The 14,584-nt window shown below is 61.7% G+C and carries 14 protein-coding genes; 9 read left to right on the top strand and 5 right to left on the bottom strand.

From position 1 onward, the window contains the following. Position 1: 1 nt before the first annotated feature. The 3 genes from FJ434_RS10215 to FJ434_RS10205 all read right to left on the bottom strand — a co-directional run bounded on the left by FJ434_RS10215 (position 2) and on the right by FJ434_RS10205 (position 3,404). Complete coding sequence (locus tag FJ434_RS10215; protein WP_140746041.1) at positions 2-892, bottom strand: carbohydrate ABC transporter permease; 891 nt, start codon at positions 890-892, stop codon at positions 2-4. Beyond that, positions 889-1,848 carry a sugar ABC transporter permease gene (locus FJ434_RS10210; RefSeq protein WP_140505855.1) on the bottom strand — a complete coding sequence of 320 codons (960 nt, stop codon included), beginning with the start codon at positions 1,846-1,848 and terminating at the stop codon, positions 889-891. Before FJ434_RS10210 ends, FJ434_RS10215 begins: the two co-directional genes overlap by 4 nt. 77 nt (positions 1,849-1,925) lie before the next feature. Further along, complete coding sequence (locus tag FJ434_RS10205) at positions 1,926-3,404, bottom strand: sugar ABC transporter substrate-binding protein (RefSeq protein WP_140505853.1); 1,479 nt, start codon at positions 3,402-3,404, stop codon at positions 1,926-1,928. Positions 3,405-3,588: 184 nt separating this feature from the next. Between FJ434_RS10205 and FJ434_RS10200 the strand changes: the two genes are divergently transcribed. The 5 genes from FJ434_RS10200 (at position 3,589) to FJ434_RS10180 (ending at position 8,577) form a co-directional block, all read left to right on the top strand. Continuing rightward, positions 3,589-4,299: a GntR family transcriptional regulator gene (locus FJ434_RS10200; RefSeq protein WP_140746039.1), complete on the top strand. Its 711-nt coding sequence runs from the start codon at positions 3,589-3,591 to the stop codon at positions 4,297-4,299. A 56-nt stretch (positions 4,300-4,355) separates the two neighbouring features. Further along, entirely contained in the window at positions 4,356-5,522 is a 1,167-nt protein-coding gene (locus FJ434_RS10195) for a mandelate racemase/muconate lactonizing enzyme family protein (RefSeq protein ID WP_140746037.1), read from the top strand. A gap of 56 nt (positions 5,523-5,578) precedes the next feature. Continuing rightward, positions 5,579-6,937 carry a mandelate racemase/muconate lactonizing enzyme family protein gene (locus tag FJ434_RS10190; protein WP_140746035.1) on the top strand — a complete coding sequence of 453 codons (1,359 nt, stop codon included), beginning with the start codon at positions 5,579-5,581 and terminating at the stop codon, positions 6,935-6,937. A 101-nt stretch (positions 6,938-7,038) separates the two neighbouring features. Then, positions 7,039-7,365 carry an NIPSNAP family protein gene (locus FJ434_RS10185; RefSeq protein WP_140505846.1) on the top strand — a complete coding sequence of 109 codons (327 nt, stop codon included), beginning with the start codon at positions 7,039-7,041 and terminating at the stop codon, positions 7,363-7,365. A 12-nt stretch (positions 7,366-7,377) separates the two neighbouring features. Further along, a complete protein-coding gene (locus FJ434_RS10180; RefSeq protein WP_140746090.1) occupies positions 7,378-8,577 on the top strand; it encodes a mandelate racemase/muconate lactonizing enzyme family protein in 1,200 nt (399 codons plus the stop codon). Between the two features lie 136 nt (positions 8,578-8,713). Here FJ434_RS10180 and FJ434_RS10175 read toward each other — a convergent pair whose 3' ends face one another. Next, positions 8,714-9,307 carry a DJ-1/PfpI family protein gene (locus FJ434_RS10175; protein ID WP_140505914.1) on the bottom strand — a complete coding sequence of 198 codons (594 nt, stop codon included), beginning with the start codon at positions 9,305-9,307 and terminating at the stop codon, positions 8,714-8,716. Positions 9,308-9,454: 147 nt separating this feature from the next. Beyond that, positions 9,455-10,156, bottom strand: coding sequence for a GntR family transcriptional regulator (locus FJ434_RS10170; protein WP_140505842.1), 702 nt, complete (start codon positions 10,154-10,156; stop codon positions 9,455-9,457). Between the two features lie 155 nt (positions 10,157-10,311). On the opposite strand from FJ434_RS10170, the gene FJ434_RS10165 reads away from it, so the two are divergent. From FJ434_RS10165 to FJ434_RS10150, 4 genes are all read left to right on the top strand, one after another. Further along, a complete protein-coding gene (locus FJ434_RS10165; protein WP_140746089.1) occupies positions 10,312-11,538 on the top strand; it encodes an iron-containing alcohol dehydrogenase in 1,227 nt (408 codons plus the stop codon). Between the two features lie 17 nt (positions 11,539-11,555). Then, positions 11,556-13,043, top strand: coding sequence for an NAD-dependent succinate-semialdehyde dehydrogenase (locus FJ434_RS10160; RefSeq protein WP_140746033.1), 1,488 nt, complete (start codon positions 11,556-11,558; stop codon positions 13,041-13,043). 9 nt (positions 13,044-13,052) lie between these two features. Continuing rightward, on the top strand, positions 13,053-13,862 hold the full coding sequence (locus FJ434_RS10155; RefSeq protein WP_140746031.1) for an alpha/beta hydrolase: 810 nt from the start codon (positions 13,053-13,055) through the stop codon (positions 13,860-13,862). A 181-nt stretch (positions 13,863-14,043) separates the two neighbouring features. Continuing rightward, positions 14,044-14,580 (top strand): hypothetical protein, encoded by a 537-nt coding sequence (locus tag FJ434_RS10150; RefSeq protein WP_140746029.1) that lies wholly within the window; start codon positions 14,044-14,046, stop codon positions 14,578-14,580. The last annotated feature ends 4 nt before the right edge of the window (positions 14,581-14,584 follow it).

Below are 14,584 nucleotides of genomic sequence, written 5' to 3'. Positions count from 1 at the left end.
CCTAATGCTTGACCGCGCCTTCTGTCAGGGCGCGTACGAAGTATCGTTGCAGGACGAGGAACAGGACCACGACGGGCACGCTCATCATGAAGCTCGCCGCCATCAGGCCCGGAAAGTCCGTCGTGTTTTCCGAGAAGAAGCGCTGGATGCCGACCGGCAGCGTCAACTGGTCGTTCTTGGAGAGGAAGGTGTAGGCGTAGATGTACTCGTTCCACGCGCCGATGAAGGAATAGATCGCGGTGGCGATGATCCCCGGTGTCGAGAGCGGCATCACGATCATGATGAAGGCCTGGAGCCGCGTTGCCCCGTCGATGCGCGCCGCCTGCTCGAGCTGCACCGGGATATTGTCGTAGAAACCCTTGAGCAGCCAGATCGCCAGGGGGAGGCCGAAGGTGAGGTAGGTCAGGATCAGCGAGCCATGCGTGTTCACCAGCCCGATCGCGCGCATCAGGATGAAGAGCGGCACGAGAAAGATCACTGCCGGGAACATGTTGCGCAGCAGCACGGCGAAGAACAGGAAGTTCCGGCCGGGGAAAGTGAAGCGCGAAAACGCATAGGCCGCGGGAACAGCCACGATCACCGAAAGGATTGTCGTGACGGTCGACACGAACAGGCTGTTCCAGAAGAAGCGCAGGAAGTCCTGGCCGACACTGTTCTGCGGATCGAGCAGCTTCTGGTAGCTGGCAAACGTGGGCTCGTCCGGCCACCATTGCGGCGGGAATTGCGTCGCCGCGAAGCCCGACTTGATCGAGGTGATCAGCATCCAGATCATCGGCAGCGCTGTGTAAAGCAGCATGAACAGAAGGAAGATGCGCCCGGCCCACCGCCATCCGTCGACGCGCATTTGGCGACGGGTCTGGCCTCGAGAGGCTGTCTCGGCGATCGTGCTCATGCGCCACCCTCTTTCCGCTCATTGCCGCTCAGCGCACGGACGTAGAAATAGCCCAGCATCATCAGGATGAGGAACAGGAGCACCGAATAGGCCGATGCCACGCCCCAGCGTTGCCGGCCGAAGGCGAGCTCGTAAATATGGGTTATCCAGATATGCGATGCGTTCGATGGTCCACCCGCGGTCATGATCCAGGGGATGATGAAGGAATTGAAGTTGGCCACCGCAAGCAGCAGGATCGTCACCACCGAGACGTTGCGCAAGTGCGGGAAGGTGACGTGCCAGAAACGCTGCCATGCATTGGCCCCGTCGACTTTCGCGGCGCGCAACAACTGGTCGGGTACAGTCTGCAGGCCGGCCATCATCATGATCATGGCAAAGGGAAACTCGCGCCAGATATTGACGACGATCAGGGCGGGGAGCACCGTGCTGACGTTGTCGATGAAATTCGGCGGCCGGTCGGTCAATCCAAGGCCCACCAGCACCGCGCCGATGATGCCGAAATCCGAATGGTAGATCCACTTCCAGATATAGGAGGCGGCGACCGCGCTGATCACCCAGGGAATAATCAGGATGGCACGCAGGATGCCACGGCCGACAAAGTCGCGGTGCAGCGCCAGCGCCGTGGCAAACCCCAGGACAAAGGAGATGAAAGTCGACCCGAATGTCCAGATCAGGGTGTTCCAGGTGACTTTCCAGAACACCTCACTGGTGAGGATGGTGGTGTAGTTGTCGAAGCCGATGAAGGTCTTGTCGCGGAGCTGCAGGCCGGGCGGCGTCTTATAGAACGACAGCTCGATCGTGTAGTAGATCGGATAGGCGATGACGACGAGCATCACGGCGATTGCGGGGAGCACGTATGCGTAGTCGGCGCGATGCTCCCAGATGTTCCGCAACGCGCCGGACCTGCCGGGTTGCGATTTTCGGCGAGCCTCGGCCTTGCCGGTCACGATCGTCACTGTGGCGTGCCCTTGTTCTTCGGGATGAACCGGCTGCACTCTCGGTGCAGCCGGCCAGATCGGAGGTCAGGTCCGGACTAGAGTCCGCCCATCAGGTCTTTCACCTTCTTGGCCGCGTCGTCCGCTGCCTGATCGACGGTCATCGCTCCGGTCAGGGCATTCTGCAGCATGTCCGGGACGATGATGTTCATGATCTCGGGCGACTCCGGCAGCGCCGGGAACGGGATGCCATACGGCAGCATCGAGGTCGTGACATCGAGGAACTTGATGTGGTCCAGACGTTCCTTCATCCATTTGGTCTTGAAGCCGTTGAGGTTGCCCGGGTTCGAGCCGGCATAGGCCATCTTCAGCGACCATTCCGGGCTCGTCCACATGCAGATGATCGCCTTCGCGGCCGGCTCGTCCACCTTGCCGCCCTCGACGTATTCGGGCTTCAGGATGTGAATGTTCGAGCCGCCGAACACGACGGCGCGCTTGCCGTCGGGGCCGGTCGGGATCAGGCCGTAGCGCATATTGTCGATGACGGTCTGCGCCTTCTGCTTGTCGGTGCCCGTCGCCTTTGCCTGCAGATCGAGCATGACGTTGTAGTCGGATGGGTGCGAGATCATCATGCCCAACTGGCCGGCGACGAACAGAGGCTGGTTGTCGGCCTGCTGGTTGGTAAGTGCCGAGACCGGAACCGACTTGTCGCGGACATACATGTCGTATGAGGCTTGCAGCGCCGCCTTGCTCTGCGGGCTGTCGAGCTCCACCTCCTTGTAAGTCGGGTTCGCGGTGGCTTCGTCGAAGACGCCCCCACCATAGGCCCACAGCTGCGGCATGAAGCGATAGGGCGTATTGCCGGCATTCTTGCGAGCCACGAGGCCGTAGCCGGCAATGCCGAGCTTGTCATGGATCTGCTTGGAATATTTGACGACATCGTCCCATGTTGCCGGAGCCTTGTCCGGATCGAGACCCGCGCGCTTGAAGATGTCGGCGTTCCAGATGAACGCCATCGTCTCGTTGTTCGTCGGTATGCCGTAGGTCACCCCATCCCAGGTCACGGCCTTCATGGCGCCCGGCCAGAAATCCTCGGTCGAATAGCCGACATCCTCTGGTTTGAGCGGCTGCAGATAGCCCTTCGAGGCGAATTCGGTGCCACCCAGGATTTGCAGGCGCACCGCCATCGGCGCGGCATTGCCCAGGAGCGCGGTGCGGAATTTGTCGAGAAGGTCGTTATAGGTGAGGGCCTGTTCCTCGAGCTTGATGTTCGGATAGGTCTTGCGGAAAGTCTCGAAGAAATCCTTGTAGTACTGGCGCAGCAGGTCGGGATCGCCCTCGAACACGCCCTGATACCAGAAAGTCAGTCGCCCCTTGTAATCCAGCGGCGTGACCTTGGCGCAATCGCCGGCCGTGTCGAAATCCTGTGTTCCCGCGATGGAGCGCACATATTCAGGCGACCATTTGCTCAGGTCGACCGGTGGCGCACCCAGCGCTGAGCTGGACATAAGTGATGCCGTCAAAATACCGGCGACAGTGCCGCGCAGGACCGCACTGCCGAGCATGATCCTCGTCATAGGTATCCTCCCTGGTTCTCCGCCCTGCGATCGCGAGGATGGTTCTTTCAGTACGGTGTATCCTCTCGACCGCTTAGTACGTTTTCAGAACATAGATTGCCTGTCAACGCACAGGATCGTACATTGTTTATGGGAACCGTGCGTGATATCGGACTGACTGTGTATCAATCTGGGGAGCCGGCCCTTGGCCGAAACAGACGATTTCAAAGCAAAGCCACCTCCGGGGATCGATGCCATCGGAGCCTCCAGCGAGGGCGCCTCCCTTTACGAACTAATAAGGGAAGACATCATCGAGGGACGGCTCGCCGCCAACGAACGGCTTGTCGTCACCGATCTCGCGCGCCGCCACGGCACTTCGACCAACCCCGTGCGCGAGGCCCTGCAACTGTTGCGGGGCGAGGGGTTCGTCATCTTTTCTCCCAATCGCGGCGCGCGTGTAAGGCCCATTGATCAGGACTTTGTCCGCGACATCTACGAGATCGGTGTTCTGATCGAACCAGCCTTGACGCGATGGTTTGTGGGCATGGCCACCGGCGAGGACATCGCCGAACTGGAACGTATCCAAGGCCTGATTGAAGAGAACAACTTTGCCGACACATTCAGGCACAGTGAGCTGGATACCGCCTTTCACACCGTGATGTACCAGCGGCACTATAACCGCCATGCCGCCGAGCTCTGGTGGAAGCATCGCGAAGTGCTGCGAGCGGTGAGCCGACGCTTCAATTTCACGCTCGCGCGGCGTGCCGCGATCATTCGCGAGCACCGCGAACTCGTTGCGCTCATCAAGGCGGGAGAGGCAGACAGGGCAGCCGAACTCATCTCCCGTCATGTCGAGGGTTCCGGCCGGCATGTTCTCGAACACATGCGTGCGCGCAACGCCGCTCGGGCCGGATAGGACGAGGGTCAGGTCTGGAACATCGTGGCTGACCCTCACTGGCAAAGGTAGTTGAAATGAAAATCACGAGCGTTCGGCCGTGGCTGATCAAGTCCGATGCTTCTTATTGGGGGGAATTCCTGTTCGTCGAGGTGACGACAGACGAGGGGCTAAGCGGCTGGGGAGAGATCACCACCACCACCAAGCTCGCCAACCGCGCCCTCTGCACGATCCTTCGACAGATCGGAGCCGCGGTGACGGGCGAGGATCCGGCGCGCATCGAGTATCTCTGGCACAAGATCTTCCGCAGCTTCACCTATATGGGCAGTCGTGGCGCCGCGGTCGAATGCGTGAGCGCGATCGACATAGCCCTCTGGGATCTCAGGGGCAAAGCTCTCGGCAAGCCGATCTACGAGCTGTTGGGCGGGCCAGTCCGTGATGAAATCGCGCTCTACACCCACCCCAACCAGGCCAAATTCACCAGCAAGGATGCTGTGGTCCGCGAAATCCTGGACATCGTCGAATCCGGACACACTGCTCTCAAGTTCGACCCTTTCCCCCACCAGGGTCGCGGTGCCGGCGGCGTGTCGCGCGAACAGCGGGACGGCTATCTCGATGGCGGCATGACCCGCAAGGATGAGCGCGAGGCCGCCGAACTCACGGCTCTGGTCCGCGAAACGGCGGGACCCGATGTCGACATCCTCATCGATGCGCACGGCCGCTTCGACGTTCCGACCGCCATTCGCCTCTGTCGCAGCCTTGAGGAAGCCGGCCAGATCGACTGGTTCGAGGAGCCGTGCCCGCCCGAGAGCCTTAACGCCCTCACGCAGGTGCGCGAGAAGGTCAGTGCGGCCATCTCGTGGGGCGAGCGCGGCCACACAAAGTGGGATTTCGTGCCGGTTCTCGAGAACAAGCTGGCCGACTACATCATGCCCGACGTCACCTGGACCGGCGGCATTACCGAACTCAAGAAGATATCCGCTCTGTGCGAAGCCTATTACATCCCGGTCTCGCCGCATGACGCCGCCGGGCCGATCAACGTGGTCGCGGGAGCACAGGTGATGATGACCGTTCCGAACTTCTACAAGCTCGAAACGTCGGAGTGGAATTTGGGCAAGTACGATCATCTCATCGACAAGCCGCTCGACGTTTCGAACGGCAGCCTCAAGCTCTCGTTGAGGCCGGGTCTCGGCATCGAGATGAACCGCGATTACCTGCAAGCCCATGAGATCGAACTGGGCTAGCAACGTTGTCGGCAGCATGCGGGCGACAAGCCTGCAAATCAGAACGAGGATAAGTCATGCCAAAGACGGATGGAGCCGACGAGGCCCTCAACCGGGTCAACACCAACTCGAAGCCGTCCGAGCTTCGCATCACCGACATGCGGGTGGCCGAAATCGTCGGCGCGCCGTTCACCTCGGCGCTGCTCAAGATCTACACCAACCAGGGCATCGTCGGGCTTGGCGAGGTGCGCGATGGCGCCAGCGCCACCTACGCGCTGATGCTGAAGAGCCGGCTGCTTGGTGAGAACCCGTGCGACATCGACCGCCTGTTTCGCCGGATCAAGCAGTTCGGTGGGCACGGCCGGCAGGGCGGCGGCGTCTCGGCGGTCGAAATCGCTTTGTGGGACCTCGCCGGCAAGGCCTATGGCGTGCCGATCTACCAGATGCTGGGCGGCAAGTTTCGCGATCACGTGCGCGTCTATTGCGATACCGACGCCGAGAAACCCAGCGGCACCGAAACCGGCAAGCGCCTCAAGGAACGGATGGGCCGCGGGTTCACCTTCTTGAAGATGGACCTGGGCTTGATGCAGATCGCCCATGTCCCGGGCGCCGTGGTCGCACCCGCCGGCGCGCTCGAAGGGTTTCACGGCAACCCGCGCGGCCGCGGTGGCTCGTTCGAGGAGCGAAAGGCCCGCAATCTCGCTTATGACGCGCAGAACATGCAGCACCCGTTCACAGGCCTGCATTTCACCGAAAAGGGGATAGACCTGCTCGAGCAGTATATCCACGAGGTTCGCGAGGTCATCGGATACGAGATCCCGCTTGCCATCGACCATGTCGGCCACATCTCGCTGCAGGATGGTATACGCCTGTCGCGCCGTATCGAGAAATACGTTCCGGCATGGCTGGAGGACGTGATCCCCTGGCAATACACCGAGCAGTACCGGCAATTGCAGCAGGCTACCACGGTGCCGATCTGCACCGGCGAGGACATCTACCTCAAGGAAGGCTTCGAGCCGCTGCTCAAGAGCGGCGGCCTCTCGGTCATCCACCCCGACCTGCTCACCAGTGGGGGCATTCTCGAGACCAAGAAGATCGGCGATATGGCGCAGGATCACGGTGTCGCCATGGCGATCCATATGGCCGAAAGTCCGATCGCCGCGGTGGCCGCCGCGCATGTCGCCACCGCGACCGAGAACTTCATGGCGCTCGAATATCACTCCGCCGATGTCGGCTGGTGGGACGATATCGTCACCGGCCTGCCCAAGCCGCTTGTCAAGGACGGCTTCATCACCGTGTCCGACAAGCCGGGGCTGGGCATAGACGATGTGGTCGACGAGGTGCTCACCCAGCATCTGCAGCCCGGTGTCACGGGGATATGGCAATCCACCGAGCATTGGGACAATGAATATAGCTGGGACCGGACCTGGAGTTAGCCCAGACCCCTTGCCGTCATTCCCAGGCTCACAGGGCCAACCACCGACCATTCGTGTCGACTGCTCCCAAGGGAGAGGCGAAGAAAGAAACGGACGAAACCATGATCTATGAACTGCGTATCTATGACTGCCTGCCGGGCAGACTGCCGACCTTGCTCAAGCGCTTTTCAGACCAAACGCTGGCCATTTGGGAGAGGCATGGCATCCGCCAAGCCGGGTTTTTCACCACGGCGATCGGCGAAAACAGCAATCGCCTCACCTATTTCCTCGCCTGGGAATCGCTGGCCGAGCGTGAGGCGAAATGGGCGGCTTTCGTCACCGATCCGGCATGGCACAGGGCCCGGGACGAGTCTGAGCGCGACGGGCAGATCATTGCCAATATCAGCAGCCAGCTGCTCACGCCGACAGCGTTCTCGTCTGTGAAATAGGACTGCGCCATGATGAAGATCACCGACTTGCGGTGCGCCGTAATCGGCAAACATCCCATCGTCCGTATCGTCACCGACGAAGGTCTCTACGGCCTTGGCGAGGTCGAGTACACCAAGCCTTATCTCAAGCCATGGGTGCTGCATTTCCGCGAGGCCCTGATCGGCGAGGATCCGACCGACGTCGAGCGGGTCATGTTGAAGATCCGCCAACGCGGCTCTTTCAAGCCCTATGGTGCGGCGGTCAGCGCCATCGAACATGCGCTGTGGGACATAGCCGGCAAGGCCGCCGGCGTGCCGGCCTACAAGCTGCTAGGCGGCAAGGTGCGCGACAAGGTGCGCGTCTACAACGGCTCGATCCGCCAGAAGCGCACGGGCGACCGTCCGGAGGACTACGCCGCCGACGTCAAATGGATGATGGAGCAGCCGCAGAACTTCTTCATGGTCAAGCAAGGAATCTCGTTCCATTCCAACATGAAGGACACCATCGAGGACTTCCATTACGGCGTGACGCAGAAGAAGGCCGGCTATCATGGTGCGATGGATCAGGGCGTGATCAGCGAACGTGGTTTCAACCACATGCTCGACTGCGTGATCGCGATGAAGGAAGTGCTGGGGGACAAGGTCAGCCTGGCACTCGACTGCGGCCCGGGCTGGATGCTGCCCGATGCGATCAAGTTCGCTCGCGCGGTCGAGAAATACAATTTGATGTGGCTCGAGGACATGCTGACCGGCGACTATGTACCGTGGGTCAATCCGCAGGCCTACCGGGAGCTGACCAGCTCCACCTCGACGCCGATCCATACCGGCGAGCAGATTTACCTCAGGCACAATTTCAAGGAGCTGATCGAGACGCAGGCGGTGCGCGTCATCGGCCCCGATCCTGCCGACATTGGCGGCATTGCCGAGCTAAAATGGGTCGCCGAGCACGCCTATATGCACTCAATCCTGATGGCGCCGCACGGCACCGCGAACGGCCTGCTGGGCCTAGGCGCGCTGATCAATGTCTGCGCCACCTTGCCCGCCAACTACGTCGCGTTCGAATATCCCAGCGCCTCGGACCCCTGGTGGAACGACATCGTCATCGGCCTGCCCAAGCAGATCGTGAAGGACAGCATGGTGGATCTGCTGGAAGCACCGGGGCTAGGTCTCGACATCGACGTCGAAGGCGCCAGGAAGTATTTGCTGGCGGAGGATGCCGGCTTCTTCGATTGATTGGCGCCGGTGGCCCTCGATCTCATCGACCGAGGGCATACTTCAAAGTGCGGATGCGAGCGGCTACCATTGGAGCGTGGCCTGCACACCTTGCAACAACGGAAATCGGCGCATTGTTGACGTGCGCCGGCCTTGTTTAGTTATGGCGGATCTCGGTCCCGAGCACCTTCAGGCATTCGCGGATGAAGGCAGCGAGGGCTGTCCAACCCTTGGCCGACACCATTGTGCCGTCGACATAGGCCTCCGTCGGCGAGAGGTCGACATAGGTTCCGCCTGCCAACGTCACTTCCGGTTCGCAGGCGGCGAGCGCGCCGACCTTCTTGCCGCGCACGACGCCGTCCACGGCAATCAGAATCTGGACCCCATGGCAGATCGTGAAAATCGGTTTCCGGGTGTCGTGGAAGTGGCGCACCATGGCTTGCACACGCTTATCCGTGCGGATGTATTCCGGGCCGCGGCCGCCAGCGCAGTATACGGCGTGGTATTGATCGAGCTGCTTTTCCGCCTCGGCAAACGTCTTGTTGATCACCTGAAAATGGCCGAGCTTCTCGGTGTAGGTCTGGTCGCCCTCAAAGTCGTGCAGGGAGGTCTTGATGAGATCTCCGGCCTTCTTGTCCGGGCAGACCACGTGGACGGTGTGACCGACGGCTTCCATCGCCTGCTGGTAGACGAAGATCTCGTACTCCTCGGTGAACTCGCCGGTGAGCATCAATATTTTCTTGCCTGACATAGTCGGTTCCTCTGTCGTGTGAAAAAAAGCCGGGCGAGCCATGCAGCACCCCGCATTGGCTTTGTCCGTCCTCAGAATGGTGAGTTGGGGAAGTAGTATCCCTCGGCGTTGGCGTTGGTGGTCAGTGGCGCGGACATCGGTTTAGCCTCAATCGAAGGCCGGCAGCAGGCGATCGCGCGAGTGCTCGATGTGGGCGCGCATTGCTTTCGCGGCCGCATCGGGATCGGCCGAACCGAACGCGGCAAGGATCGCCTCATGCTCGTCCAGCGCCTCCTCGGTCACGCGGGAGTGGTACATCAGGCGAAAAATGTGGAAGTGGGTGTGTTGATAACCCAGCGTCTCGCGAATGAGCTCGTTTTCGGCATATTCCATGATCTTGTCGTGGAAGATCGCGTCCTGCCGGGCGAAGTTTGAGTAGCGCAGACGCTCGTCCTTGCCCTCGCGGCGCGACATCACGCCTGCTGCCTCCAGCAGCGTGCCGAGTTTGGCCTCGTCCATCGCGGCAGCGGCCTTCGCCGCGCCGTGCGGTTCGAGCAGGAGACGCATTTCGTACAATTCGTCGAAACGGCGCCGGCTGATCTGCGGTGCGGCGCGGTATCCGATCAGATGCGTCTTCAGAACCAGGCCTTCGCCTTCCAGACGCCCGAGCGCTTCGCGGATCGGCGTATGGGAAACGTCGAACTCCTTGACCAGATTGTCGACGGTGATGCGTGAACCGGGCGCGATCTTCAGCGACATCAGCTGCGCGAAAATGGCCTCGTAGACATCCTCGGCCAGGCTGCTCGCGCGCTGGATGCGACCCGCTCCCGTGGGTGCTTCACCATTATTGCTCAAAATGACAGGTTGCATTCTTTCGCCTCTCGACAGGGGAGACTGCTAACACGAGGGTTTGACCGATGCAATACTATATCCTATACGATTTTTTTAGCGCCGTTCAGTTCAGGATCTTCGGTGCGGATTTTGCGATGCGAGTTCTCCGACACCCCTCAAGGATGCAGCCTGTCATGAGCCTTCTCACAGCCCTCCGGCTCCCACGCGAAATTCTATTCGGGAAGGGGCAACGCCATGCACTGCCAGTCGTGGCCGCTCGCTACGGCCGACGCGCCCTGGTCTGCACCGACGAGCGTTTCGCCGGTACGGCCGTGTTCGCCGAAATCATGGCATCCTTGCAGGCAGCGTCGATCGAAGTGCTGGTCCATGACGATGTCCTGCCGGATGTGCCGCGCGACACCGTGGCGGTGTGCGTGGAGGAAGCGCGGGGCTTTGGGCCCGATATGGTGATCGGGATCGGCGGCGGCAGCTGTCTCGATCTGGCCAAATGCACAGCCTTGCTGATCAGCCACGGCGGCGAGCTGCAGGACTACTACGGCGAGTTCAAGGTTCCGGGGCCGACGCTGCCGCTCATCGCCGTGCCGACCACGGCGGGCACAGGATCGGAAGTGACACCCGTCGCGGTGATATCCGATCCGGACCGGACGCTCAAAGTCGGCATATCGAGCCCTCATCTCATTGCTGCCGTTGCCATCTGCGACCCCGAACTGACAATGACTTGTCCGCCGGGCCTGACGGCGATCGCCGGTGCAGACGCGCTCACGCATGCGATCGAGGCCTTCACGGCCATGCGCCGGGACGGCGACTTCACTCTGCCGCAACGCCATGTCTTCATCGGCAAGACGCCGCTGACCGACCATTTCGCGCTGCTGGCCGTCAAACTGCTCGGCCGCAGCCTGGAGAAGGCGTTTACTGACGGCGGCGACGCAGAGGCGCGCGCCGACGTGATGATGGGAGCGCTGGCGGCGGGTTGCGCGTTCGGCACCGCCGGCACGGCGGCCGCGCACGCGGTGCAATACCCGGCAGGCGCGCTCACACACACGCCGCATGGGCTAGGGGTGGCGACAATGATGCCCTATGTCATGAGCTACAACAGCCGTGTGGCCGCGGCGGAGATCGCCGAGATAGGGATTGCTCTTGGCCTTGAGCCGCACGGTCGAAGCGCCGACGAAATGGCGGGCGCGACCATCGAGGAGATCAGGCGTTTGTTTGCGGCGATCAGCATCACTCCGACGCTGGCCGGCCTGGGGCTTCCGGCCGACAAACTCGACTGGACCGCCGAGCAGGCACTCGGCATCGATCGGCTGATCAAGAACAACCCGCGCCCATTCGACCTCACCGCCATGCGCCGCCTTGTCCAGGCTGCCTATGACGGCGATCTCAACGCCTGCGCCATGTGAACGTCAGGAACAAGACGATGAACCTCCCCTATAATGCCTCCCAGCTCGATCAGGATCCCTACGAAGTGCGGGGTTTTCCGCATCGACTCTACATTGGCGGACAATGGCTGCCGTCTTCCGACGGCGGGCTCGTTGAAGTCATCGATCCATCCTCCGGCGCCGTGATCGCGGCGGTTCCCGATGCGACCCTGGAGGACGCCGCCGCAGCAGTCGAGGCAGCGGCCAAGGCCGCCAAGGGGTGGCGCGAGACCGCGCCACGCAAGCGCTCGGAGATTCTCAGGCGCTGTTTCGAGCTAATGGTCGAGCGGTCGGAGACGCTTGCCATGCTGATCTCGCTGGAGAACGGCAAGGCACTACGCGACGCGCGCGGCGAGGTGGCTTACGCAGCCGAATTCTTCCGCTGGAACGCCGAGGAAGCTGTTCGCATCACTGGCGAGTTCGGCATCGCTCCATCCGGAACCAACCGGATCGTGGTCGACTATCAGCCGATCGGCATCTGCGTCCTCCTCACGCCGTGGAATTTCCCCGCCGCGATGGCGACACGCAAGATCGCACCGGCCCTCGCGGCAGGCTGCACGGTCATTCTGAAGCCGGCCAGCGAGACGCCGCTGACCGCCTATGCACTCGCCGCGCTCTACAGCGAAGCCGGCGTCCCGGACGGCGTCGTGAACGTGCTGACGACGTCGACACCCGGCCCCCTGACGTCGGCCATGCTGGCCGATCCGCGCGTCAGGAAGCTCTCCTTCACCGGCTCGACCGGGATCGGCCGGGCCTTGCTTGCCGAGGCCGCCAAGCATGTGATCTCCTGTTCCATGGAGCTTGGCGGCAACGCGCCCTTCATCGTCTTCGACGATGCCGATCTCGATGCGGCCCTCGATGGCGCCATGATCGCCAAAATGCGCAATGCCGGCGAAGCCTGTACCGCCGCCAACCGCATTTACGTCCAGTCGGGCATCCACGATGCGTTCGCCGGCGGCCTGTCCCGGCGCATGGCCGCGCTCAAGATCGGCGCCGGCACCAGGGCAGAGACGGAATGTGGACCCATGATCACCAGGAAGGCGGTCGACAAGATCGACCGGCTGGTCAAGGATGCGGTCAATCGGGGTGCCAAAGTGTTGTGCGGCGGCTCGGTGCTTGAAGGAGATGGCTTTTTCTATCCTCCGACCGTCCTGTCCGAAGTCTCGCCTGACGCCGATATGGCGCATGAGGAGATCTTCGGCCCGGTGGCGCCCATCACCCGCTTCGAAAGCGAGGCGCAAGCCATCCTCCACGCCAACAACACCGAATACGGCCTCGCCGCCTATCTCTATACGCGCGATGTGGCCCGCGGCATGCGGGTGGCCTCGGAGATCGAGGCCGGCATGATCGGCCTCAACCGCGGCTTGATGTCGGATCCCGCAGCGCCCTTCGGCGGGGTAAAGCAGAGCGGCCTCGGGCGGGAAGGGGGCCAGCATCACGGCATCGCCGAGTTCATGGAGGCCAAATACATCGCTGTAACCTTCTGAGCGGACACTATGTCGAAGGATCCTTTTCGCACCCGCGACCACGTTGCCGATTTCGATGACATCGTGGCCGATATCGTCGCCCGCAGCGCCGCGACGCGGGCAGCGCTGCCCATGCTGGCGGATGTCGCCTATGGCCCGCACGAGGCCGAGCGCCTCGACCTGTTCTTTCCGGAGGGGCCGCGTAAGGACCTTCCTGTGCACATCTTCATCCATGGCGGCTACTGGCGCATGTTCACCAGAAACGACTATTCCTACATTGCCGAAACGGTGACGAGCGCGGGGGCAATCGCGGTCGTGATCGACTATGCGCTGATGCCTGCCGTCAGGATGGCGGCAATCGTCGACCAGGTCCGGCGCGCGAGGCAATGGGTGCTGGATAATATTGCCGGCCATGGCGGCGATCCCAGCCGGCTAAGCGTCAGCGGCCATTCCGCCGGGGCGCATCTGGCGACCTTTTTGTTCAACGAGGGTTCGGCCCCTTCGGCGGCACTCCTGCTCGGCGGGCTTTACGATTTGAAGCCCCTTCAGCATTCCTTCCTCGAGCCTTTGATAGGTCTCACCGACACGGAAGTTGAGGCATTTTCGCCGCTGAGCAAATCCCACTCTCCCCGGACGAAAGTCACGGTGTTGGTCGGCGAGCGGGAGACGGAACCTTTTCACCAGCAGGCCAGCTTGTTTGCTGACCGCCTGACGGGACAGGGCCTAAGTGTGTCGAAAGGCGTGCTCAAGGATCGCAACCACATGGATAGCGTACGTGATTTGGGACTGCGCGGGACAGTCGCGGGCGACTGGCTTCACGACGTCGTCGTGGCCGGATAGAGTCGCCCGCGTCGGTACGGCGGCCGCACGATCCTTGTCTCATCGGCTCGAGAGTTCAGGCCTCGACTGATCGCGACACGGGTGGAATCCGACACTGGTCCCGATGGGCAGACGCAAAAACGCCCCGTTAAGCTTCGCGCAATCTATGCGGCCTAGTCTACCCGCCAGATTGCGAGGCACCATGAAGCGCAAACCACTCTTGCTTTTCGCCTTCCCGGCCTTTGTCCTGCTGATCCTGGCGGCGGAGCGAATGGCCACCATCCTGCTCGGAACCTACCCCGCAAGCCCCGATATGTGGAAGATCTGGCTCGCCTTGCACCCCTCGTCCGGGATGGTCTGGCAGCAGGTCGATGTCTATCTGGGAGGGTCGATGGTCCTGGATTTCGCGTTGCTGGGCGCAGCACTGGGTATCTGCTGGATGGCATGTCAGGCCAGAAGGTCGGCCGCTTTCTTTCTTGCCAACCATGGCACACTGATCCTCGCGGCGTCGATGATTTTGATCGGCGGCCGCCCGCAGACCGCCAGCACCATTGCCGCGTTCACGGCGCCGAGCGGCTTTCAGTTCTCACTAATGATGGACTTCACCTGGCTGAACTGCATGCTGGCGGTCATCGGGGTGACGGCGTGCACCTATTGCCATTTTGCCTATATCCGTGAACTCGGCATGCGTGTTGAATGGCGGCGTGTCCTGACGATGGCACTGCAGCGAGATTTCTAGCGCA

The organism is Mesorhizobium sp. B2-5-13, assembly GCF_006440535.1.
Lineage (GTDB): Bacteria > Pseudomonadota > Alphaproteobacteria > Rhizobiales > Rhizobiaceae > Mesorhizobium > Mesorhizobium salmacidum.
This window is presented reverse-complemented; position numbering and strand designations above follow the sequence as displayed.

What these genes read in the sequence shown, in the direction of transcription:
- FJ434_RS10215 (WP_140746041.1), bottom strand. Translation starts at nt 892, where the DNA reads ATGAGCACGATCGCCGAGACAGCCTCTCGAGGCCAGACCCGTCGCCAA.
- FJ434_RS10205 (WP_140505853.1), bottom strand. Translation starts at nt 3,404, where the DNA reads ATGACGAGGATCATGCTCGGCAGTGCGGTCCTGCGCGGCACTGTCGCC.
- FJ434_RS10195 (WP_140746037.1), top strand. Translation starts at nt 4,356, where the DNA reads ATGAAAATCACGAGCGTTCGGCCGTGGCTGATCAAGTCCGATGCTTCT.
- FJ434_RS10190 (WP_140746035.1), top strand. Translation starts at nt 5,579, where the DNA reads ATGCCAAAGACGGATGGAGCCGACGAGGCCCTCAACCGGGTCAACACC.
- FJ434_RS10185 (WP_140505846.1), top strand. Translation starts at nt 7,039, where the DNA reads ATGATCTATGAACTGCGTATCTATGACTGCCTGCCGGGCAGACTGCCG.
- FJ434_RS10180 (WP_140746090.1), top strand. Translation starts at nt 7,378, where the DNA reads ATGAAGATCACCGACTTGCGGTGCGCCGTAATCGGCAAACATCCCATC.
- FJ434_RS10175 (WP_140505914.1), bottom strand. Translation starts at nt 9,307, where the DNA reads ATGTCAGGCAAGAAAATATTGATGCTCACCGGCGAGTTCACCGAGGAG.
- FJ434_RS10170 (WP_140505842.1), bottom strand. Translation starts at nt 10,156, where the DNA reads ATGCAACCTGTCATTTTGAGCAATAATGGTGAAGCACCCACGGGAGCG.
- FJ434_RS10165 (WP_140746089.1), top strand. Translation starts at nt 10,312, where the DNA reads ATGAGCCTTCTCACAGCCCTCCGGCTCCCACGCGAAATTCTATTCGGG.
- FJ434_RS10160 (WP_140746033.1), top strand. Translation starts at nt 11,556, where the DNA reads ATGAACCTCCCCTATAATGCCTCCCAGCTCGATCAGGATCCCTACGAA.
- FJ434_RS10155 (WP_140746031.1), top strand. Translation starts at nt 13,053, where the DNA reads ATGTCGAAGGATCCTTTTCGCACCCGCGACCACGTTGCCGATTTCGAT.
- FJ434_RS10150 (WP_140746029.1), top strand. Translation starts at nt 14,044, where the DNA reads ATGAAGCGCAAACCACTCTTGCTTTTCGCCTTCCCGGCCTTTGTCCTG.